Origin of the sequence: Gordoniibacillus kamchatkensis (assembly GCF_000829455.1) — a bacterium.
GTDB classification, from domain to species: Bacteria; Bacillota; Bacilli; order Paenibacillales; family NBRC-103111; genus Gordoniibacillus; species Gordoniibacillus kamchatkensis.
The window spans coordinates 1-19,864 of sequence record NZ_JXAK01000040.1 but is presented as its reverse complement, the minus strand read 5'-3'; the positions used below and the strand labels follow the sequence as shown (position 1 = coordinate 19,864).

Below are 19,864 nucleotides of genomic sequence, written 5' to 3'. Positions count from 1 at the left end.
AAGCCTCCTTTGTCTAAAAGACAACCGCCAGGCTGGCCTCCAACGACAAAAGGCAACCGAGCCGGGCAGCGCCCAGCCGATTACCTCCGGTTATCCCTCTAAAATCTTTCGGCAGCTGGCTGGCATGCCGCTAACGTTAACGGCGAAGCCCCTGTAGCTTTGCGTCGCCGCTTTCGCCGGGTTTGCCTTTATCGGGACGCAGAAGGAGGTGTTGCGGTTCTTTATGATCATTATAAGCGCTTCCGCAGTACCACACATGCTCCTTAACGCCTGTTTTGTCGAATTGTGCAACTAGGACTCGATTCCTATTTGTAGATTTAATGGAAATTTTGTAAGTCTGACACATGCAAGCTGCCCAAAAAAACTGTTGCATGACCAGCCACGTTTTAGTATGATTAAAAACGCTCTCTTTTTTTCGGGAAACGGAAAATAGTTCCATGCGGGGAGGGGTTCAATGCTGTTCGCCGTACTGGCGCGCAAGTCGTTCAAACGCAACCTGCAATACCGGATGGCCCACCTGCTTCAAAATATCGGCAGCCTCGTTTTCGGCTTCGTCTACGCCTCCATATGGGCCGGCATCGGCGCCGCTTCGCCGCTTGGCAGCTACGGCCCGCAAGGCATGGTCGCCTACGTCGCCTTCAACCAGTCGGTGCTGCATATCGTGCTCTTCCTGACGAACGGGCTCGGCCTCGAGCAAAGCGTCCGCACCGGCCACATCTCGCTCGAGCTCATGCGGCCGACGCCGCTCTTCTACCAAACGGTAAGCCGGGAGGTAGGGAACATCGCCTATCAGGCGCTTTATAAATCGGTACCTCTGTTCATTTTCTACTTCCTCTTCTTTCGGCTTCCGCTTCCGTCTCACCCGGCCGTCTACGGCTGGACCGCACTCAGCTTGCTATGCTCCGCTTATCTCGCCATCTGCCTGCAGTATCTCATCGGCATTGCCGCACTATGGACGACCGAATCGCGCTGGCTCTTTTGGGTCAATTACGCCTGCCATCTGCTGCTTTCCGGTTTCTTCATTCCGCTCGAATGGCTGCCCGGTTGGCTTCGGCACGTCAGCGCGGCGACGCCGTACCCGTTCATACAGTACCATACGACGCGCTTGTTTATGGGGCTGGAAGGGCCGCAGCCGATTATCGGTTCCGCCTTGTGGGGGGCGCTGCTGACGGCGCTTTGCCTCGGCGCGACGCGGCTCGCCCGGCGCAAGCTCGAAATACAAGGAGGGTAGCCCGCCGATGCTTCGCATGTACCGCATGCTCGTCATTGCCAGCTTTCGCAGCCGCATGCAGCACCCGTTCAACTTCGTCTTCGGGACGCTGATGGCCGCGGTTGTTAATGTCGTCGAGTTCTCGCTCATCGCCGTCGTGCTAAGCCGCTTCGGCAGCGTGCAAGGCTGGAGCACGTACGAAGTGGCGTATTTGTACGGCGCCATACTGCTCAGCAAAACGCTGTACCGTACCGTGGCGTCGGACGTGCACCATTTGGAAAAATATCTCGTCAGCGGCGACCTCGACCAGATGCTCACGCGGCCTGTCCCGGTGCTGCTGGCGCTCATGGCCCAGAACGTCACCATTTACGTCGCCGAGTTCCTGCAAAGCGCCGTCATGCTCGCGATCAGCCTGAGCGTACTGATCGGCAGCGGGCAGACGAGCTGGCTCGCCGTGCCGCAGACGCTGTTCGTCGTCCTGTGCGGCGCCATCATTTGCTTTGCGATCGGCCTCGCGACGGCAACCGCCGGCTTCTGGATTACGCGCATCCGCGAGTTGCAAGTCATTACCGAAGATTCGGCGCGCTTCGCAGCGCAATACCCGTTGTCGCTATACCCCAAATGGCTGCGCTACGTGCTCTGTACGGCGATCCCGGTCGGCTTCGCCAACTATATTCCGTCCTTATACGTTGTGCGCGGCGAGCTGGGCGGATGGATTCTTGCAGCGACGGCGCTGTTTACGGCCGGATGCCTGGCGCTGTCGATGCGGTTTTGGCGGTTCGGGCTGAGCCGGTACCAGAGCGCCGGCAGCTGAGCGGGGAGCCGCAGCAGCGGGCAGCCGAGCGGTTAGCCAGGCGGTTTGCGGCGGGTTACCTCACAGAGCCGCAGGCTGGCATCAAGCAGCCCAATGGCAATCGTTGGTGAATGATCCAAAGGGAGGCAACGCATGATATCCGTAACGAACATCAGCAAGACGTTCCGCGTTCCGGTGCCTGTGGAAGGGCGGTGGGCGGCGGCGCGGGCGCTGTTCTCGCGGGCGCGCACCGATAAAGAGGCGGTCCGCGACATCAGCTTTACGATTGAACGGGGCGAATTCGTCGGGTATATCGGGCCGAACGGGGCGGGCAAATCGACCACAATCAAAATGCTGACAGGCATCCTGCATCCGACCCGCGGCGAGGTGCGCGTCGCCGGGCTCAGTCCGCACAAGCACAGAACGGATGTGGCGCGGCGGATCGGCGCCGTGTTCGGGCAGAGGTCGCAGCTGTGGTGGGACTTGCCGGTGCGGGATTCGTACGACATTTTGGCGGCGATGTACAAAGTGCCGGATCGGGACAAACGGGAGCGGCTGGCGCGCCTAACGGAGCTGCTGGAGCTGGACGAGTTTTTGCTGACGCCGGTCCGCAAGCTGTCGCTTGGCCAGCGGATGCGGGCCGATCTGGCGGCGGCGCTGCTGCATGCGCCCGATGTTCTGTTCCTCGACGAGCCGACGATCGGGCTCGACGTCGTGGCGAAAAAGCGGATCCGGACGTTTTTGCAGGCGCTTAATCGCGATTTCGGCGTCACCGTGCTGCTGACGACGCACGATATGGACGATATCGAGCAGCTGTGCCGGCGCGTGATGGTGATCAATCGCGGCGAGCTCGCCTACGACGGCTCGATCGAAGCGCTGCGGGAGCGGATCGGGCTTCCGACTACGGTCAAAGTGACGTTCGGCGGCAGCTTCTCGGTTCCCGACAGGTGGGAAGAGCCGTTCCGGCTTGCGGAACGCGGCGACGATTATGTGACGCTTGAATGCAATCGCAGCCTCATTTCCACGATGGAAGTGCTGCGGGCGGCGGGCGCATGGGGCGACATCGCCGACGTCCATATGGAAGAACCGGATTTCGAAGACATTATTCACCGCATATATTAAAATAAAGAAAACGGCCGCAAGGAGGGAGAGTCGATATGCCGGAAGACCAGAAGACCGATTTTGAACGCGAGGCAAGCAGGCTCTCCGCCATCGTCCGGCGCATGGAGCAATTGGGAGAGAAGCTGCAGGAGCTCGTGTCCGACCGCAAGGAGCGGGTCGTCGCAATCCGGCGCGATTTTTGGGACGACGTGAGCTTGAACGCCGAATATGACGACGAGCTGATGGAGACGGCGGCCAGCATCCGCGCGCAAGCGGGCGTGCTGCGGCAGCAGGAGCGGACGCTGCTGCACGCGCACGATACGCTGCAGAAGCTGGAGCGGAGCATGGACGCGCCGTATTTCGGGCGGATCGATTTTACCGAGACGGAGTCGGGGCTGCGCGAGAACGTGTACATCGGCATCATGTCGCTCGTCGATCCGGACACGGACGAGCTGCTCGTCTACGACTGGCGGGCGCCGATCGCCGGGATGTTTTACGATTATCCGCCGGGGCCGGCTTCGTACCAAGTGCCGAAGGGCGAGACGATCAGCGGCGAAATGACGCTGAAGCGCCAATATTTGATCGATGGCGGCAGGCTGCTCGACTATTTCGACACCGGGCTGCGGATCGGCGACGGCCTGCTCGCGCAGCTGCTCGGACGAAGCGCCGACGACAAAATGAAAAGCATCGTCACGACGATCCAGAGCGAGCAAAACGAGATTATCCGTGATACGGAAAGCCGCGTCGTCATCGTGCAAGGTGCTGCCGGAAGCGGCAAAACGTCAGTGGCGCTGCAGCGCGTCGCGTACTTGCTGTACCGGTACCGGAACGTGCTGACGAGCGACAATATGGTGCTGTTTTCGCCGAACCGGCTGTTCAGCGATTACGTCTCGAACGTGCTGCCCGAGCTGGGCGAGGCGAATATGCGGCAGACGACGTTCCAGGAGCACCTCGAACGCGAGCTGTCCGCCGCCTCCAAAGTGGAAGACGCGTACGACCAGCTCGAGGCGCAGCTGACGGAGCCGGAAGGCGACCCGCGGCAGGCGGTCCGGAGCGCAGGCATCCGCTTCAAGTCGTCGGCCGCCTTCGCGGACGCCATTGCGGCGTACGCTAAGCTGCTCGAGCGGGAAGGGATGCGCTTCATCGATTTTACGGTAAAGGACCGCGTCGTGCTGGAGGGCTCGCGTATCGCCGAACGGTTTTACGCGCACCGCACCGAGCGGCCGATGTGGGAGCGGATGGAGCTGCTCTCCGAATGGCTCGCCGCCGAGCTGGAAGAGCTGAAGGAGGAAGCGGCGAAGCGCTATTACCGGCGGCTGCTGAAAGCGCCGAACTACCTCGGCACGGAGCCCGAGCTGAAGGCGATGGCCCGCAAGCAGGCGAAAAAGCGCTACGGGCCGCTCATCGAACAGGCGAAACGGTTCGAGTTCTGGGATCTCGGCGAACTTTACGCACGGCTGTTCAAAGACGACGAGCTGTGGAGCAAGCTGGAACAGACCGGCCCTGAGCGGCTTGCGCCATTGCGGCCGTCTGCCGGGCTGTGGGAGGGCATTTGCCGCGATACGCTGCTGCGGCTGCAGCGCGGCGCCGTGCCGTACGAGGACGCGACGCCGATCGTCGATCTGAAAGGGCGCATCGAGGGGCGGCAAACGATGTCGGCGATCCGCCACGTGCTCATCGACGAGGCGCAGGACTACACGCCGTACCAGTTCTCTTACTTGAAGCGGCTGTTTCCGCGGGCGAAATTTACGCTTCTCGGCGACTGGAACCAGGGCATTTATCAGCACGCGCAAGGGGGCGGCGAATACCGCTCCATCGCCGAGCTGTTCCAGGAAGAAGGCACACGCATCTACCGGCTGACGAAAAGCTACCGCTCCACAAGCGAGATCGCCGGCTTGGCGGCGGCGGTGCTGCCGGAGCGGGAGCCGGTCGAGCCGTTCGAGCGCGGCGGCGAACCGCCGCAGCTTTATACGGCGGCGCCTGCCGAGCTGCCGCTGCAAGTGTGGCGCGACGTGATGCGGCTGCGCGCGGACGGCGCCGGCACGATGGCCGTCCTGTGCAAGACGCAGGCTGAGGCGCGCGAGGCGTTCGAGCGGCTGCAGGCGGCGCGCGCCGCGGCCGGAGCGGAGGCGGCGGGGCTGCCGCCTTTGCAGCTCGTCACCAAGGAGTCGGCCGGCTTCTCCTCGAGTTTGGCCGTACTCCCGGCGGCGCTGGCCAAAGGGCTCGAGTTCGACGCCGTCGTCGTCTACAACGCCGGTGCTGCCGTATACTGCAGCGAACGGGAGCGCAAGCTGTTTTACACCGTCTGCACGCGCGCGCTGCACCGGCTGCACCTGCACGCGGTCGGCGAGCCGACGCCGTTCCTGCAAGGAACGGAGCTGTACAGAGGAGCTGGCGTGGAAGTGTGAAAGGCAGACGGCTGCCAGGCCGCGGCACATACAAAATGGCGCTGTTCCCGCGCAATGGGAGCGGCGCCATTTTTTCTGCCAACATTTGCAGCTAGCCGGAAAGGATAGTTGTCCTGCATAGTGGGAACAGGGAGTGCGCGCATGTTGCGACCCGCTAACGTTTACATTTTGTCGGGAGGACTACATAAATGAGGAAACCGCTGCGCCATCTCGCACTTACCGCCTTGCTGCTCGCCGCTGCAGGCGTATCCGCTGCCGCGCCGGCGCCGGCCGTCTATGCCGAATCCGGCACAGCTGCGGCCAAAATCAATTCGAGCTACGTTTATTTCGGCATTCCGGGCGATTACGTCAAGCAGGTTGACGCTACGAACGGGGCGCTGCAGCTCGTAAAGCCGAATTATTTCGAGCTGAATGCCGACGGCAGCCTGAAGCTGACGGCGCAGGCGGAAGGTACGTTCACGAAGCAAATGCACGACCGCGGCCTGCGCGTCGTTCCGTATTTGACCAACGATTGGGACAGGACTGCGGGGCAGAACGCGCTGGCGCAGCGGGACAAGCTGAGCGACGATTTGGCGGCGGCAGTGACGAGGCTCGGGCTGGACGGCATCGATATCGATATCGAGAACGTGACCGGCGCCGACCGGGATGCGTATACGGACTTCGTCCGCCTGCTGCGGGCCAAGCTGCCGGCCGGGGCCGAGCTGTCGGTTGCCGTGCCGCCGCCTGCGGAAGGCATGGCGACAAGTTGGGAAGCGGCTTACGACTACCAGAAGCTGGCCCAGTACAGCGACTATTTGATGCTTATGGCTTACGACGAAAGCTACCCGGGAGATCCGACGCCAGGGCCGGTCGCCAGCTTGCCTTTTGTCGAGCGGTCGATCCAGGCGGCGCTGCGGGTGACGACGCCGGACAAGCTGGTGCTCGGCGTGCCGTTTTACGGGCGGTTGTGGAAGGACGGCGATGCGAGCTTTGACGGCACAGGCGTGACCGAAAACATGGCGGATACGCTCGTCGCCCGCTATAACGGCACAACGGCGTACGATGAAACGCAGCAGTCGATGAAGGCGACGTTTACGGTTAATGCCGGCGATCCGGCAACGAAAATATTAGGGCGCGACCTGACGCCGGGGACTTATACGATCTGGTACGAAACCGACCGCTCGCTGCAGGCGAAGCTGGCGCTTGTCGGGAAGTACGGCTTGAAGGGGACGGGAAGCTGGAGCTTGGGCCAGGAGACGCCTTCGACCTGGACGAACTACTCGCTTTGGGTGAACGGCTCCTCATTCCGCGACACGATGGGGCATTGGGCGGCAGCCGACATTAACCAACCGCGGCAAAAGGGTGGATGACGGGAACTGCGCCGGGCGTGTTCAGCCCCGAGGCTCCGCTGACGCGGGCGCAGGGGGCCGCCGTGATCGTGCGCGCGCTCGGCTTGTCCGATGCGCCCGCCGCTCCGGTAACCCCGTTCGCCGATGTGCCGCGCGATCACTGGGCTGAGCACGATATCGACGTGGCTTTGCAGCTTGGTTATATCGACGGGATTACGGCCGATACGTTCGCCCCCGATCAGCCGCTCACGCGCGAGCAGCTGTGCGCCTTGCTGGCCCGCGTGCTCGCGCTGCCGACGGCGGCAGCGGCCGCCAGGCCGCCGTTCCGCGACGTGCCGGCTGATCGCTGGTCGGCACCCGTCATCGCGGCGCTAAGCGGGCAGGGCGTCGTCGACGGCTATGGCGACGGCACGTTCCGCCCGCAGGCGCCGATCACGCGCGCGCAGATGGCCGCGCTGCTCGTGCGGCTCGCGCCGAGCTTCGCGGCGGCGGCCGCGCACTGACGAAAGCCCGCCTCGCTTCGAGCGAGGCGGGCTTTGTTTTGGGCCGAGCGCGGAAGGCGACTGTGCCTCAGTGCGCTCGCTCCGCCTTCCCGGAGCTGCGCCTGCTTGCGTCGCCGCATTGCGGCGACGTCCCGGCTCGGCGTGCCTATTTGAAGAGGCCGAATTTTGTTAAGCAGGAACGCGGGTTTTCGCTGCTACCGGAGCTCCTAGGGTTGAGGGATTTTGGCTTGCAGAGAGTGCTTCGCCGCGCAACTGACGTTCTGCGTCTCCCGTTGCACAGATAGAAGTGTTTTGCTTGAAGCGGAGAAGGTATGGACCCAGCACAGAGACCATTTTCGCTATTTTGAGACCATTAAGACGCTGATTCAGAGATAAGTGGAGTAAACCGTTGAATAGCGCACATTGTGCGCTAAGTAAGAATTTTGGTCTTACAGCATGGAACTTGTGTTCGCTGTAGCCGGTATCCGCATAACAGGACCTTAACAACGCCCCGGCGGGCGCTGTTTAACGAACATGTTCGTTACAGTTCCCGGCGTCCCTCTTTTCAGCGACGCTCTCACTCAGGCCAGAACTATCACATAGAAAGGACCGTTTCGAATACACGAAATAACGTCCGAAAGCATTCAACAAAATAAACGATCCGCCTCCATCAGGCCGTTTCGCTCTCCTTCATACGATGCCGTTATTGGCGATGCGGTTCGGCGCGCTGTCGCATCGAAAAGCCATCTATCAAAACATGAAGTCCAAAATGGAACTCTTCCCGCCAATCAGTACTTGTAGTATAAGGGGCAAGACGTATCATATTGGGAAACAGGTCCTTCGGCAATTGGCGGAAAAACCGGCTGTACTGCTCTCCGAACTCCTCGTTCGAAGTACGGTCTTGCTGGGCAAACGCGTTCAGCCGAAGTTCTTCGGCCGCAAATCCGAGCACATAGTTTTTCAGCATGGATGCCATCCAAGGAACCTGGGCATCCGCAAACCCTGCCGAGACGAATAATTGGTACAGCTTCTCGATTTGCGTCAAACGCTCATAACCCATTGCAAGGCTGGAATTGAACAACTCTACCGCATCCCGATGAGAGTGAACAACCTTTCTAAACTGCTCCCCCCATTGCAAAATCTGTTCTTTCCAAGGGAGCGACGGCTCCGGCCAAACCATTTCACCGCATATTTTATCCAGAAGCAACTGCATCAGCTGCTCTTTGTCTTTGACATGATAGTATAATGACGCGGTTTTCACCTGCAATTTGTCGGCAATTTTCCGCATGCTTAATTCCTTTAGACCGATCTCGTTTAATACCTGTAACGCCGTTTGAATGATTCGGCCCCGATCCAGCGGAATATGTGCAGTCTCCTCCTCCAGGCCAGGGATGAAGCTCTGGGGATACGTTCGTCTTCTAGCCATGCAGACCACCCTTTCACTTGACAAGTATAGCACAGCAGTAAATTCTAACACCATTAGAATAATCTATAAGTGTTAGGTAAAAGATGAAGCGAAACGTACATGAGATCGAAAAAGGAGAATGGATATGAAACTTAATCACTTGAATCTTTGTGTGAACGATCTGTCTGAAGCGAGGGATTTTTTTCGCGACCAGTTCAACTTTGAACTGCTTGACCAGAAGGGGGATGCCATTGCCGTAATGAGCGATGGAGACGGTTTCACCCTTGTTTTGAGCAAACTGCGGGCAGACGGAGAGGAAGTTCAGACGTACCCTAGAGACTTTCACCTCGGATTTTACGTCGAAACTCCGGCTGAAGTCGACCAGTTCTATCATAGACTTGTGACCGCCGGCATTGCAACAGATGGAGGGCCGAAGAAAATCAGGGATGGGTATACCCTGTACTTCACGGCCCTCGGGGGAATCCTTTTTGAGATGACATGTTTTATCAGGTAAACTTTATATGCAGCAATTGCCCTTGCATTGAGGCTATCATGCTTGGACGGAAAAACTTGCCGCAAATCGGTGATTCGCGCGCCTGACTTACCGCCCGGCTCCCGGGGCGGCGAGCGGCACCGGGGCCATGCCGCCTGCGCCGACTGCGCCGGCTGCCGCTCCGCCGGCCGGCGGAGTAAATTGCCGGATGTGCTTGATGCGCGATTCGAGATCGATGCACACGTTGGAGCCGATTTGCACGACGGCGCTCGTCGAAGCCGCATTGATTTTCACGGCTCCTACGGTGATGAACGGGACGGTATCGCGCTTGACCATTCGAACGTTTTCAGCGGGCGACAACCGGGGGATCGGGCGGCGGAACATGGGGAACTGCTCGAGCGGGAATTCGTCCTTTTCAAAGTCCGCAATTTGCCGCTGCAAGGCGAATGCGTTGGTTTTCGCCTGGATATATCGCGTATCTCCGACATGGATGACAGCCTGGAAAATGACGGCTAACACCTTGAGGCTGCCGACAACGGACGTCCGCATTATGTTCCCGAAGGCGCAGGCAGCGAGGCTCTGCGGCCGATGATGAGCGATTCCGGCGGCGTATCAAAAATCGACGAACACATTATCGTTTCCGTGTCGCCGATCAGAAATACCGCCGAAGCCGACACGCCTATGATCCGAATCGCGCCTACGGCAATCTCTTTATTTTCGACGTAAAAGTCCAATTACGATTCCTCCTCCTGACGGAAACCCGCCATATACGTTTCAATCGCCGTCCGGATATCCCGCTTCGTCCGCTCGATGATTTCGCGCGCGACCGATTCGAACGTTTGCCCGACGGCGGCTTTATTGCCGCTCTGTTTCGCATAATACCGCACCCGGTCGTCAAGCTGCGCGCGGAGGTCGTCGAGCACGAGCCGCTGCTCCTCCGGGCTGAGCGGCAGCTTGCGCTCGTCGGCCCAGCGGCGCAAATCTTCAGCTATATCGTCGTCGAGAAACATTTTGACTTGCTGCCCGATCTGCTGTACCCAGTCTACCGCGCCTTCGGGCGTGCCTGCGATGTTGACGCCGGCACCCTCTGTTCGCCCGCAAAACCGGGCTGCATCCCGCCCGGATAAGGAGCCGGCCCCTGTGGGCAAGGGGGCCCCCCTGGTGTTCCCGGTGCCCCCGGCGTCCCCATCGCCCCCGGCATCCCGGGAGTTCCCGGCGTCCCCATCGCTGCCGGCATCCCGGGCGTTCCCGGCACCGCTTGCGGTTGCCCGTCGACCGCCGAAGGGAAAGGGCCGACGCCGCCGAGGGGCCCTTGCTTCTCCCCCCCGATCGTCGTCGACTGTCCGTTAACCGCGAACTCCTCGATCGATTTGAGCCCGCCGGGGGTAATTCCGATATTCAGTGTGCCGTCCAGCCGCTCCACCTTGAGCTGATCGAAGCTATATTCGATTCGGTCGATGCGAACGCCCTTCTGCTCCTTTAACGCCGCCAGCTCGATTTGAAGCGATGCGACTGTTCGCTGCAGCTCCGTTATGCGTTCCGTCTGCCACTGCAAATAGGCCTGCAACCGGCGAAAATATTCCGGCCAAGTCGGTTCCCCGCCCGCTTCCATCGCAACTCTCCCCCCTCGCCGCCAGCATCCTCTTCATTTAGCCTATGCAGGGCGGGACGGCCTCATGTTAGTTCGGCTAGGCCGGGTTACCTTGCCGGTGCGGGGAGCGGAACGAGCGATACCGCGCTCGGCCCGGCCAAAGGCGGGGCAGGACGGGTGTAGCCGCCGGTATTGTACAAATTGGACAGCGACTTGATGACTCCAGCCGCGCCGATCTGCAACACGGACGAATTCGAAACGGAACCGACCTTGAGCGTTTGGATAATAATTTGTTGATGAACCGTCAAATTCATGCTACTGTCGCCACCTTCGCCGGGGACGAATCTACGACGTCTTGGTCGGAGACGTTCGTAGTGCTGGTGCCGTTAAATACGCGCGGGAAATCGCCGGTGTTGAAAGAGCCTGCGCCGGCGTACGTCTTCGTCGTGCTCACCGGAGCGATCAGAATCGAGTCGCCGAAATGCACGACGGAGCTTGGACCCACGCTTATGATTTTCACATTTCCTACGATTGCCGGCATCGCGCTCTCTCTCCTTGCGTCATCTGATCGAAATCGTGCGCCAAAGCGTCAGATGCGGTTGTTGCTGTCAGTATATGCGGGCTTCTGCCCATTCGTTCGCCCTCGGCGGCGCTTGCTTTTTTTCGCTACGGTAAAAGCACACGTCTCCAAACAGCGGACCGAGCCGTTTCCGCCTGCTCCGTCGGTTTCCGGGCGAAAAAGGGGGGGCGACCGAAACGCATGGCCTTGGCCGTTCTTCTTAGTGACACCGCCGTGCAGACGCGCATATATTGGGAGAAGAAGTGGAGGGAATCCGGCATGAGCGCTGCGAACAACAGCCGCGGAGGCGGCGGCATGTGGAGCGAGATCGAGAAGTTCATCAGCGACAAGCTGTCTTTTATGAACCCGTCCGGAAACATTGCGGGTCAGTTCCTGAATCAGCCGGATTGGGTGCAAAATATAGTCCGCGACGCCCTGTCCAAAGCGCTCCCGGGGGGACTCGCGATGGGAGGGCTCGCGCGTAAGGACGGCGGGCGCAAGGCGGTTACCAGCGAGAAGCCGCGCATCTCGACGGAGGTGTTCGAGACGCACCGGGACATCATCGCCAAAATCAAGCTCCCGCCCAAGGAGAACCCGCGAGCGCTGCAAGTGTTGGTCCGGTCGGACCGGATCAAGCTGCTTGGCCTTCCCGGCGGCGAGCCGACCTTCATTTCGCTCCCGGCCCCGGTCGTCGCCAACTCGGCGCGGGCACGCTACCGCGAAGGGACGCTCGAAGTGTATGCGCGGAAGCGGAAAAAGGGCAACTACTTTGACACCTACGTTGAATATTAGGCTTTTCGGACAGCAAAAAAGAGATCAGCCCGCATCGCGCATCGGGGCCGATCTCTTTTGAGCCCGCTACCGCTTCGGCAGCGTAACGGTGACAGACGTTCCTTTGCCCTGTATGCTGTCGATCCGGATCGTGCCGCCGTGGCGGTGAACGATGCCGTGCGCAATGGACAGGCCGAGTCCGGACCCGCCCCGCCATAGACGGGCACTCCTGCCGCGGTAATGGCGGTCGAACAAATACGGCAGCTCGCGGCGCGGAATGCCGATGCCGTAGTCCCTGATGACGACCTCCGCGTCTTCGGCTTGCTCCGAAAGCTCGATCTCGATCACGTCGTCGCTGTACTTGATGGCATTGTCGAGCAAAATGATCCACACTTGCTCGAGCTGTTCGCGGTCGCCCGTAATGCGCAAGGATGGGGGCGGCGCCATTTGCCGCGGCGCTGCGCCTCCGTCTACATCGGGCGGTCTGTTGTCCGAAACGCCGGTTTGGACGCGAATCGGTCTGCCGAACGCTTCGGACATTCGTTCCGCCACACCGCGCAGCTGGCCGGCGAGATCGTACGTGACGGCGTGCAGAGGGAGATCGTCTACGCCGCTCCATCCTTCCCGCGAAAGCAGGCGCGTGGCAAGGCGCCGCAGGCGGGCGGCTTCGGAGACGATGACCTCCGTCGCTTCCTCGCGCAGCTTGACGTCGCTGCCGGCCCACCGCTTCATCATGCCGGCGTAGCTTTCGATGACTGTAAGCGGCGTTCTCAGCTCATGGAACAAATCGGCCAGAAACCGTCTTTGCTTCTCCAGCGACGTTTCCCGGTTCAGGCGGGCAGCTGCGGCCAAGCCGCTTGCGGTTAACGCCAGCGCCGCTGCCGCCATTCCGGCGAGCCCGTAACCGAACTGTTTCCATTGACTCGCCAGCTTCGTCCAGCGTCGTCCGAACTCGACGACGCCGGTCTGGCTGTTCCCCCGGAAGACGGGGGCCATGACATAAGCCCGGTCGCTGCTGCGCTCGATGACTGCCGGACGCGACAAATTGCGGAACGAAGCGGGGCGGGACGTCAAGTCGGGATCCGAGGTAAGCTCCACATTGACTTGACCTTGAGCGTCTACCCAGCGCACGAGCGTTCCCGGAGCGACCAAGGTGCCCCAGAAGGATGAGCCTTGACCCCCTTTTGGATCGTCGTTAAGGAGCTGGGCGGTTTGGGCTGCAAGCTGGAGCAGGCTGTCCGTCTCGTTTGACAAAGTAACTTGATGAAAGCTGAAATAGGCATAGGCGCTGACGCCAGCCAGGACGATGCCGAGCCACAGCAGGGCGGATATGAGAAAGCTTCTAGCCATCGCCGGGCGCTTCCTCGCGCAGCATGTACCCGGCGCCGCGCACCGTTTGCAGCAGTTTCAGCGGATACCCTTTGTCGATCTTCTGCCGCAAGTACCGGATGTAGACGTCCACGACATTCGTCTCCCCGACAAAATCGTACCCCCAGACGTCCTCCATAATTTGTTCGCGCGTACATACTTCGCCTTTGTGCTTCAGCAGATAGGCAAGCAAATCGAACTCCTTCGGCGTCAGTTCGATCGGCTTCCCGTCTCTCGTCACGGACCTGCTCTTCATCTGCAGCTCGAGGCTGTCCGATTGCAGCACCGACGGCCCGCCGCTGTCTTCGTCCTTGCCGGTAAGCTGCAGCAAATTGCGGATGCGCGCGAGCAGCTCCTCAATCGCGAACGGCTTCGTTACGTAATCGTTGGCTCCATGGTTGAACCCGGATACGCGATCCGGCACTTCGTCCCGGCCGGTCACCATGATGACGGGCATCGTTTGCCCGGCTTGCCGCAGCCGCCGCAGCACTTCAAGACCGCTAAGCTCCGGCAGCAAAATGTCAAGCAGAAGCAAGTCCCAGCTTTCGTTCAGGGCCAGCTGCAGCCCTTCCCGTCCGTCCTTCGCCCGGGTCGTCTCGTAGCCCTCATGGCCGAGCTCAAGCTCGAGAGCCCTTGCAATGAGATCGTCATCTTCGATCAGCAAGATGCGAGTCAAGACGCCACCCCCCGCAATTTGGCTCTAGTATTCGCGCCGGGGCGGAAATGTATGTGACGGCCAATTGACAAGGCATTATGGCTTGTTCATGCAAGGGAGCAGGCGTTGAACGAAAAAAAACCGGCGAGCTCGCACGGAGCAGGCCGGGGGGTAAGCACATTGGTTAGTCTTTTGAAGTCGGGGCAGTCTCCACCGAGGTAAGGCGGTCGTAGAAATCGACGTACTTGTCCTTGTCCGCGGAGGCGCGGAGCGCCATGGCGACGCGCGGATGCTCATCCAGCACGCCCGCGATCATGTACGGAATGATGTAGCCCCATTCCCACTTCTCCCGCATCGCGATCATGTGCCGCTCGATAATGTCCAGTACCGGGCGCACGTCGTAACGCGGATTTTTCAGGTAGCTGACAAGCAGCTCCGTCGGGCAGTTGCCGGCAGCGCGGCCCATGCCGTACACGGAGGAATCGAGGAACGTGACGCCTTTGGCTGCGCCGGCGATCGTATTGGCGAAAGCCAGCTGCATATTGTTGTGCATATGCAGGCCGAGCTCTTTTTCCGGCAAAAGGCGCTGGAATTTGGCGACGAGATAGTCGATGTCCTTGAAATCCATGCTGCCGTACGAATCGACGATATAGACGACGTCGACAGGACTTTGCCGAATCTCCTCGAACGCTTCCGTCAGCTCGTTGTCCATAACGTGCGACAGCGCCATAATATTCAGCGTCGTTTCGTAGCCCATGCTGTTGAACTTTTGGACGAGCTCCAGTCCTTTGTCGACATCTTTGATGTAGCAGGCGACGCGAATCAGATCGAGCAGGCTCTGCTCGCGCGGCAAAATATCGTTCTCGTCGACGCGGCCGATATCCACGAGCGCGGACAGCTTCGTCCCGGTCTTATTCGTAATGACTTCCTTCAGGAACGATTCGTTCAGGAACCGCCAAGGTCCGGAGTCTGCTCCCTTGAGCAGCTTGGCGGAGTTTTTGTAGCCGACTTCCATGTATTCCACGCCGGCATCGCTAAGTCCGTAATACATATCTTTGACGAACTGGACGCTGAAATCCCAGTTGTTGACGAGCCCGCCGTCGCGTACTGTGCAGTCGAGTATTTTGTGAGGGTGATGTTTCATGGCTTGCTCTCCTTTTCCCGCCTCAGGCGCGGATCTGCTTGGGAACCATTATGGCAAAATCGGCCGGACCTTGTCAATCGCTTCCTCTATTGTGTATCGTAAAAAGGCGAATGTCGCATGCGGAATCAGAACGATCGGAGACCTGTTCATGAATTTGCTTCACGTACGCATTGAAGAAGCCGGATATGAGGCGCATTCGCCTGCGATCCGCGATATCGAATTCGGCCTTCGGCAGGGCGAGCTCGTCGGCCTCATCGGTCATAACGGGGCCGGGAAAAGCACGACGATCAAAGCTATGCTCGGCATGATCAGGCACATGCGCGGCAGCATGCAATGGGCCGGGGAACGCCCAAGCTACGCATACGTTCCTGAACATCCCGTCGTGTATGACGATTTGACGCTTTGGGAGCATTTGGAGACGGCGGCAGCCGTGTACGAACTGGAGCGGCCCATGTTTATCCGGCGGGCGGAAGAGCTGCTGCGGCAGTTCCGGATGGAGGACGTGCGCCATCATTTGCCGGGCAGCTTTTCCAAAGGAATGCGGCAAAAGCTGATGCTTATTCTCGCTTTCCTGCACCAGCCGGACGTTTATATTGTGGACGAGCCGTTCGTCGGCCTCGATCCGCGCGGAACGAAGCAGTTTCTCGAGCTGCTCCGGGCGGAGCGGGAGAGAGGGGCGGGGGTGCTGATGAGTACGCACGTGCTCGATGCCGCCGAGCGGATGTGCGACCGTTTCGTATTGATTGCGGACGGCACATTGGCCGCACAAGGGACGCTGGACGACTTGCGCGCCGCCAGCGGTTTGCCGGACGGCACCTTGTTCGACTGCTTTCATGAGCTTGCATGAAGGGAGCTGCAAGGAAATGGCGATACCCGTTACAACTCCGGCCAAGCTGTGGCTGCACCGCGCGGGGGCGAACGCCCGCTTTCAAGCTGGGATCGTCCGGGCGGCTGTGGACTGGACAGTTGCTCTTTATATCGTGATCCCGGCGCTCGTATACGCCTCCATTCAATATATAGCCTGGTGGCGTCATCCGCCCGCCTCGTTCGCGCTCGTGCCTGCGGCAGCGCTGAGCGGCTTGTTCTTTTTATTGTCGCTGCGAGGCAGCGGGTACCGCTTCTTCGTGCTCGAGCCGGATCAGCTGTTCGTTCGCGCCAACCGGCGCTGGACGCGGCGCATGCTGGCGCTCGGCCTGCTCTATTCGGCTGCGCTGCAGACGCTCGCGGCGGCGGGGCTTGCCGGGCTCCTTCTCCCGCTGCTGCGGGCGATGCCCGTTTCCGCCGGGCTGCAGCTGCGCCTCGTCGGCGCCGGTTGGGCGCTTTGGCTCGTCGCCGGGCTGGCCCGCTACTTGCTTCAGCTGCGCTTAGCGGCCGGCTGGCGCCTATGGCTTGCGCAAGCGGGGCTCGCTTTGGCTTCGGCGCTCGCAACCATCGCCGCTACGCTGCTCGCCGTCTATGCGCCTGCCACCGGCTATCCCGCAGCGCTGGTCGCGCTGGCAGGCGCGTGGCTGCTGTTCGCTCGCGCACGTCTGCGGCAGCAGGGCGCGTTTCTGCGCGAAGCCGAGCTGGAGCAGCGGGCAAAGCTGCGGCTTGCCGGCTTGCTGCTGAACGGCTTTGCTGCGGCCCCTCGCCCGCAGTCGCGCCGCACGCCGCTCGTCTTCCGCCGCTCGCAGACGCTGTTTCGCTACCGGTCGCCGATCTCCGGCTTGTCCGAGGTGCTGCTGAAGTCGTTCCTGCGAAGCTTCACGATGCTCCGCCTCTACGCCATGTTCACGTCGGCCGCCGCGATCGCGGTGTGCGCCGTCTCGTTTGCGCCGGTCCGGACGGCAATTTGGCTCGGCTGCGCGTTTTTGCTCTCGCTATGGATGAAAGCATATTGCAAGGAGGTCGCTGCGGCGCCGTTCCTGGCGCTGCTGCCTTGGCGCGACCGGACCCGCATCGGTGCGCTGCGCAAATGTACGCACCTGCTCATGCTGCCCGGCTTTCTCGTCGTCAGCGCGGCGTTCGGCTATGCCGTCGGCGGCTGGATCGGAGCGGCCGTGTTTGCCGCCGCCGGCTTCGCTATCGCCTACTTCATCGCGGCGGTGGCCACAATTTGGTATTGAAGCGGCGAATGCTGCGTATCCTAAGCTCGAATCCGAGCGACATACGCAGAAGAAAGGATACCGGCCAGCCATGAGCGACCAACCGATTTTTTTCGAATTCGAGCAAGAACGATCCGCCTTCCTGGCGATGGATACGCTGCAAGAGCTCGGCTACAAGTCCGGTTTCGTCGACGGAACGGGCAAGACGATGCTGCACGTTCATGTCGACGGGCAGGACGTGACGTCGGCGCTCGAGATTGCCCAAGCGTACGGCGGCCGCCTGACCGAGCACAGCGAAGCGATGCCGGAAGAGCGGCTGTACCAGATGGCGTACGATCTCGATGAAGGGATACGCATTCCGGCGCATTTCGTTAACGAAGATTTCAGCGAAAGCTATGTGCAACCTGGCGCAACCGAAGCCGGCGGTTCGCCGGACGCCCCCGCCGCGCCGCTTTATGACGAATTCGACCCGTCAGAGGAGACGTATGACGGCTTCTCGCCCGGCGTACATTTGTAAGGCGATGGGGGACAAGAGCAAGTCAAAAAGCGTTTAACCCGCTGCCTATAGGCGGCGGGTTAACGCTTTTTGTGCGAATGGATCGTTCGGGCTCGGGAGCCGCCGGAGCTTTATTGCACAGCCTCGCGGCCCGCGCCTAGCGCCAGCTCGGCGGCATGCGCGCCGGCCGAGTGACCGGTCGAGAACGCCGCTGTAATGTTATATCCGCCTGTGTAGCCGTGTACATCGAGAATTTCGCCGCAGAAAAACAGCCCCTCGGCCAGCTTCGATTGCATCGTGCGCGGGTCGATCTCCTTCAGGCTGACGCCGCCGCCGGTAACGAACGCTTCCTCGATGGACAGCGTGCCGGTCGCTCGCAGCGGGAACGCCTTCAGCAGCCGCGCGAGCTCCTGCCACGGCCCTTTCGGAATGTGGTCGAACGTCACGGTTTCGTCGAGGCCGGCTTTTTTGAGAAGCAAAGGGATGAGCCGCTCCGGCACGTAGCCGCGCAGCACGTTTTTGAGCGCTTTTTTCGGCTCCTGGCCCGCCAGCTGCAGCGATTCGGCGGCCACCTCGTCTACGCTTCGGTCCGGGAACAGATCGATGGTGAGCCGCACGGCATCCGCACCGCTGCGCTTCAGCTCCTTGACGACGAACTGGCTGCAGCGCAGCGCCGCAGGGCCGGATATGCCGAAATGAGTAAAAATCATATCGCCCTCATGGGTGACGATCGGCTTGCCTTTGTCGTTACAGACGGTCAGCTCGATCCCCCGCAGCGACAAGCCTTGCAGCTCTTTGTCCAAAATGAACGCATCGCGCGACGTGATCGGCACCTCGGTCGGATACAGTTCGGTGATCGTATGTCCGGCCGCTTTGGCCCAAGCGTAGCCGTCGCCGGTCGATCCGGTGTGCGGCACCGATTTGCCGCCCGTCGCCACAACGACGCAGCGCGAACGCACCTCTTCGCCGCTGCGCAGCCGGATGCCATGGACGCGGCCGTCGCCGAGCAGCAATTCGCGTACCGGGCAGTCCGTGCGAATATCGACGCCTTGCCGGCGCACCTGCGCGACAAGCGCGTCCACGACCGTCTTCGCCTTGTCGCTCAACGGAAACATGCGTCCGCGGTCCTCTTCCTTGAAGGCGATGCCGAGCCCGCCGAAAAAGTCGATAATATCGCGCGGGCCAAACGCCGCCAAAGCGCTGTGCAGAAACCGGCCGTTGCCGGGAATATGCTTGATGAGCTCCTGCGGCTCTTTATTGTTCGTCACGTTGCAGCGCCCGCCGCCGGAGATGCCCAGCTTGCGCCCGAGCTTGTCGCCCTTGTCCGCGAGCAGCACCTTCGCTCCCCCGGCGCTGGCCGCAATGCATGCCATCAGCCCGGACGGGCCTCCGCCGATGACGATGACGTCGTATTGGTTCATGTCGTTTTCGCTCCCGTTTATGCTGCGTAGCCGTATCAACGCTCCTATTGTAGCAAAAATCTCCGGCGGAGAGAAAAACCGGCCCGCCGAGCGGCCGGTGATGCACTGGTCATGGTTTCGGCTGACGGAACGGGAATTTGCGCCAAGTCATTTCTACGGAGGCGAGAGAGGATATCGCGCAAGGAGGGGGCTTGCAAAGGCGCATAAAATAAGGGTGAGAAGGTAGCGGCTTGCGTCGCGCGTTTCCACCCTCGGGTTGCTGAGTTCCTTGCGGTTGGTTAGCGGAAATATGTTCCGTTATTGGTCTATTTCCCGGATATTTCCCGGAATTAGCGGAACGACAGTACGTTATATGCGCATTTTCGGCGAGAATCTCTTTTGTCCCGGGCCAATAACGGAACCGTGTTCCGCTAAGGTTTATCCAGCCTCACTCTTTCCAAGCAATAGCGGAACTATTGGACCTCTGTCAAGAAAGTGGACACTCATTAAGGGAATTTAGCTAATGCCTTTGTAGTAAAGAGCCTCGAATCGATCGGGCGAAAGATAACCGAGAGA

The 19,864-nt window shown here is 60.5% G+C and carries 22 protein-coding genes and 1 riboswitch; of the genes, 11 read left to right on the top strand and 11 right to left on the bottom strand.

Annotated features, from left to right (window positions below):
- Positions 1-107: 107 nt before the first annotated feature.
- Positions 108-197: riboswitch (cyclic di-GMP riboswitch) on the bottom strand.
- Between the two features lie 257 nt (positions 198-454).
- The 6 genes from SD70_RS20970 (at position 455) to SD70_RS20945 (ending at position 7,343) form a co-directional block, all read left to right on the top strand.
- On the top strand, positions 455-1,231 hold the full coding sequence (locus tag SD70_RS20970) for an ABC transporter permease (protein WP_041049454.1): 777 nt from the start codon (positions 455-457) through the stop codon (positions 1,229-1,231).
- 7 nt (positions 1,232-1,238) lie between these two features.
- On the top strand, positions 1,239-2,024 hold the full coding sequence (locus SD70_RS20965; RefSeq protein ID WP_041049453.1) for an ABC transporter permease: 786 nt from the start codon (positions 1,239-1,241) through the stop codon (positions 2,022-2,024).
- Between the two features lie 132 nt (positions 2,025-2,156).
- The gene (locus SD70_RS20960) at positions 2,157-3,125 is read left to right on the top strand and encodes an ABC transporter ATP-binding protein (RefSeq protein WP_041049452.1); all 969 of its coding nucleotides are present in this window, start codon (positions 2,157-2,159) and stop codon (positions 3,123-3,125) included.
- Positions 3,126-3,160: 35 nt separating this feature from the next.
- On the top strand, positions 3,161-5,512 hold the full coding sequence (gene helD / locus SD70_RS20955; protein ID WP_052487714.1) for an RNA polymerase recycling motor HelD: 2,352 nt from the start codon (positions 3,161-3,163) through the stop codon (positions 5,510-5,512).
- A 188-nt stretch (positions 5,513-5,700) separates the two neighbouring features.
- A complete protein-coding gene (locus SD70_RS20950) occupies positions 5,701-6,861 on the top strand; it encodes a glycosyl hydrolase family 18 protein (protein WP_052487713.1) in 1,161 nt (386 codons plus the stop codon).
- A gap of 62 nt (positions 6,862-6,923) precedes the next feature.
- Positions 6,924-7,343, top strand: a complete 420-nt coding sequence (locus tag SD70_RS20945) for an S-layer homology domain-containing protein (RefSeq protein ID WP_231571373.1) — start codon at positions 6,924-6,926, stop codon at positions 7,341-7,343.
- Positions 7,344-8,025: 682 nt separating this feature from the next.
- Here SD70_RS20945 and SD70_RS20940 read toward each other — a convergent pair.
- The gene (locus tag SD70_RS20940) at positions 8,026-8,748 is read right to left on the bottom strand and encodes a TetR/AcrR family transcriptional regulator (RefSeq protein WP_041049450.1); all 723 of its coding nucleotides are present in this window, start codon (positions 8,746-8,748) and stop codon (positions 8,026-8,028) included.
- A gap of 124 nt (positions 8,749-8,872) precedes the next feature.
- Here SD70_RS20940 and SD70_RS20935 point away from each other — a divergent pair, with 124 nt between their 5' ends.
- Positions 8,873-9,241 (top strand): VOC family protein, encoded by a 369-nt coding sequence (locus SD70_RS20935; protein WP_041049449.1) that lies wholly within the window; start codon positions 8,873-8,875, stop codon positions 9,239-9,241.
- A gap of 87 nt (positions 9,242-9,328) precedes the next feature.
- On the opposite strand, the gene SD70_RS20930 is transcribed toward SD70_RS20935, so the two are convergent.
- From SD70_RS20930 to SD70_RS20900, 6 genes are all read right to left on the bottom strand, one after another.
- On the bottom strand, positions 9,329-9,769 hold the full coding sequence (locus tag SD70_RS20930) for a spore germination protein GerPE (protein WP_052487712.1): 441 nt from the start codon (positions 9,767-9,769) through the stop codon (positions 9,329-9,331).
- Entirely contained in the window at positions 9,769-9,954 is a 186-nt protein-coding gene (locus tag SD70_RS20925) for a spore gernimation protein GerPD (protein WP_041049448.1), read from the bottom strand. The genes SD70_RS20930 and SD70_RS20925 overlap by 1 nt, the downstream gene beginning before the upstream one ends.
- Positions 9,955-10,230 carry a spore germination protein GerPC gene (gene gerPC / locus SD70_RS20920; RefSeq protein ID WP_041049447.1) on the bottom strand — a complete coding sequence of 92 codons (276 nt, stop codon included), beginning with the start codon at positions 10,228-10,230 and terminating at the stop codon, positions 9,955-9,957.
- Between the two features lie 32 nt (positions 10,231-10,262).
- Positions 10,263-10,832 (bottom strand): spore germination protein GerPC, encoded by a 570-nt coding sequence (gene gerPC, locus SD70_RS33750; protein ID WP_052487711.1) that lies wholly within the window; start codon positions 10,830-10,832, stop codon positions 10,263-10,265.
- Between the two features lie 86 nt (positions 10,833-10,918).
- Complete coding sequence (locus SD70_RS20905) at positions 10,919-11,125, bottom strand: spore germination protein GerPB (protein WP_041049446.1); 207 nt, start codon at positions 11,123-11,125, stop codon at positions 10,919-10,921.
- A complete protein-coding gene (locus tag SD70_RS20900; RefSeq protein ID WP_041049445.1) occupies positions 11,122-11,352 on the bottom strand; it encodes a spore germination protein in 231 nt (76 codons plus the stop codon). The genes SD70_RS20905 and SD70_RS20900 overlap by 4 nt, the downstream gene beginning before the upstream one ends.
- 297 nt (positions 11,353-11,649) lie before the next feature.
- Here SD70_RS20900 and SD70_RS33745 point away from each other — a divergent pair, with 297 nt between their 5' ends.
- Positions 11,650-12,162 (top strand): Hsp20/alpha crystallin family protein, encoded by a 513-nt coding sequence (locus SD70_RS33745; protein WP_052487710.1) that lies wholly within the window; start codon positions 11,650-11,652, stop codon positions 12,160-12,162.
- Between the two features lie 66 nt (positions 12,163-12,228).
- On the opposite strand, the gene SD70_RS33740 is transcribed toward SD70_RS33745, so the two are convergent.
- The 3 genes from SD70_RS33740 to SD70_RS20880 form a co-directional block, all read right to left on the bottom strand.
- Complete coding sequence (locus SD70_RS33740) at positions 12,229-13,491, bottom strand: sensor histidine kinase (protein WP_052487709.1); 1,263 nt, start codon at positions 13,489-13,491, stop codon at positions 12,229-12,231.
- Complete coding sequence (locus SD70_RS20885; RefSeq protein WP_156158121.1) at positions 13,484-14,185, bottom strand: response regulator transcription factor; 702 nt, start codon at positions 14,183-14,185, stop codon at positions 13,484-13,486. Before SD70_RS20885 ends, SD70_RS33740 begins: the two co-directional genes overlap by 8 nt.
- Positions 14,186-14,348: 163 nt before the next feature.
- Entirely contained in the window at positions 14,349-15,308 is a 960-nt protein-coding gene (locus tag SD70_RS20880; protein WP_041049443.1) for an aldolase catalytic domain-containing protein, read from the bottom strand.
- A 148-nt stretch (positions 15,309-15,456) separates the two neighbouring features.
- On the opposite strand from SD70_RS20880, the gene SD70_RS20875 reads away from it, so the two are divergent.
- The 3 genes from SD70_RS20875 to SD70_RS20865 all read left to right on the top strand — a co-directional run bounded on the left by SD70_RS20875 (position 15,457) and on the right by SD70_RS20865 (position 17,909).
- A complete protein-coding gene (locus SD70_RS20875) occupies positions 15,457-16,155 on the top strand; it encodes an ABC transporter ATP-binding protein (protein ID WP_041049490.1) in 699 nt (232 codons plus the stop codon).
- A 16-nt stretch (positions 16,156-16,171) separates the two neighbouring features.
- Positions 16,172-17,413, top strand: a complete 1,242-nt coding sequence (locus SD70_RS20870; RefSeq protein WP_041049442.1) for an ABC transporter permease — start codon at positions 16,172-16,174, stop codon at positions 17,411-17,413.
- 70 nt (positions 17,414-17,483) lie between these two features.
- A complete protein-coding gene (locus SD70_RS20865; protein ID WP_041049441.1) occupies positions 17,484-17,909 on the top strand; it encodes a hypothetical protein in 426 nt (141 codons plus the stop codon).
- Between the two features lie 110 nt (positions 17,910-18,019).
- Here the strand turns inward: SD70_RS20865 and SD70_RS20860 are convergent, their stop codons facing one another.
- Positions 18,020-19,309 carry a BaiN/RdsA family NAD(P)/FAD-dependent oxidoreductase gene (locus SD70_RS20860; RefSeq protein WP_041049440.1) on the bottom strand — a complete coding sequence of 430 codons (1,290 nt, stop codon included), beginning with the start codon at positions 19,307-19,309 and terminating at the stop codon, positions 18,020-18,022.
- Between the last annotated feature and the right edge of the window lie 555 nt (positions 19,310-19,864).

Coding starts and splice junctions, on each gene's coding strand:
- SD70_RS20970 (WP_041049454.1), top strand. CDS start 455: ATGCTGTTCGCCGTACTGGCGCGCAAGTCGTTCAAACGCAACCTGCAA.
- SD70_RS20965 (WP_041049453.1), top strand. CDS start 1,239: ATGCTTCGCATGTACCGCATGCTCGTCATTGCCAGCTTTCGCAGCCGC.
- SD70_RS20960 (WP_041049452.1), top strand. CDS start 2,157: ATGATATCCGTAACGAACATCAGCAAGACGTTCCGCGTTCCGGTGCCT.
- helD (WP_052487714.1), top strand. CDS start 3,161: ATGCCGGAAGACCAGAAGACCGATTTTGAACGCGAGGCAAGCAGGCTC.
- SD70_RS20950 (WP_052487713.1), top strand. CDS start 5,701: ATGAGGAAACCGCTGCGCCATCTCGCACTTACCGCCTTGCTGCTCGCC.
- SD70_RS20940 (WP_041049450.1), bottom strand. CDS start 8,748: ATGGCTAGAAGACGAACGTATCCCCAGAGCTTCATCCCTGGCCTGGAG.
- SD70_RS20935 (WP_041049449.1), top strand. CDS start 8,873: ATGAAACTTAATCACTTGAATCTTTGTGTGAACGATCTGTCTGAAGCG.
- SD70_RS20930 (WP_052487712.1), bottom strand. CDS start 9,769: ATGCGGACGTCCGTTGTCGGCAGCCTCAAGGTGTTAGCCGTCATTTTC.
- gerPC (WP_041049447.1), bottom strand. CDS start 10,230: ATGTTTCTCGACGACGATATAGCTGAAGATTTGCGCCGCTGGGCCGAC.
- gerPC (WP_052487711.1), bottom strand. CDS start 10,832: ATGGAAGCGGGCGGGGAACCGACTTGGCCGGAATATTTTCGCCGGTTG.
- SD70_RS20905 (WP_041049446.1), bottom strand. CDS start 11,125: ATGAATTTGACGGTTCATCAACAAATTATTATCCAAACGCTCAAGGTC.
- SD70_RS20900 (WP_041049445.1), bottom strand. CDS start 11,352: ATGCCGGCAATCGTAGGAAATGTGAAAATCATAAGCGTGGGTCCAAGC.
- SD70_RS33745 (WP_052487710.1), top strand. CDS start 11,650: ATGAGCGCTGCGAACAACAGCCGCGGAGGCGGCGGCATGTGGAGCGAG.
- SD70_RS33740 (WP_052487709.1), bottom strand. CDS start 13,491: ATGGCTAGAAGCTTTCTCATATCCGCCCTGCTGTGGCTCGGCATCGTC.
- SD70_RS20880 (WP_041049443.1), bottom strand. CDS start 15,308: ATGAAACATCACCCTCACAAAATACTCGACTGCACAGTACGCGACGGC.
- SD70_RS20875 (WP_041049490.1), top strand. CDS start 15,457: ATGAATTTGCTTCACGTACGCATTGAAGAAGCCGGATATGAGGCGCAT.
- SD70_RS20870 (WP_041049442.1), top strand. CDS start 16,172: ATGGCGATACCCGTTACAACTCCGGCCAAGCTGTGGCTGCACCGCGCG.
- SD70_RS20865 (WP_041049441.1), top strand. CDS start 17,484: ATGAGCGACCAACCGATTTTTTTCGAATTCGAGCAAGAACGATCCGCC.
- SD70_RS20860 (WP_041049440.1), bottom strand. CDS start 19,309: ATGAACCAATACGACGTCATCGTCATCGGCGGAGGCCCGTCCGGGCTG.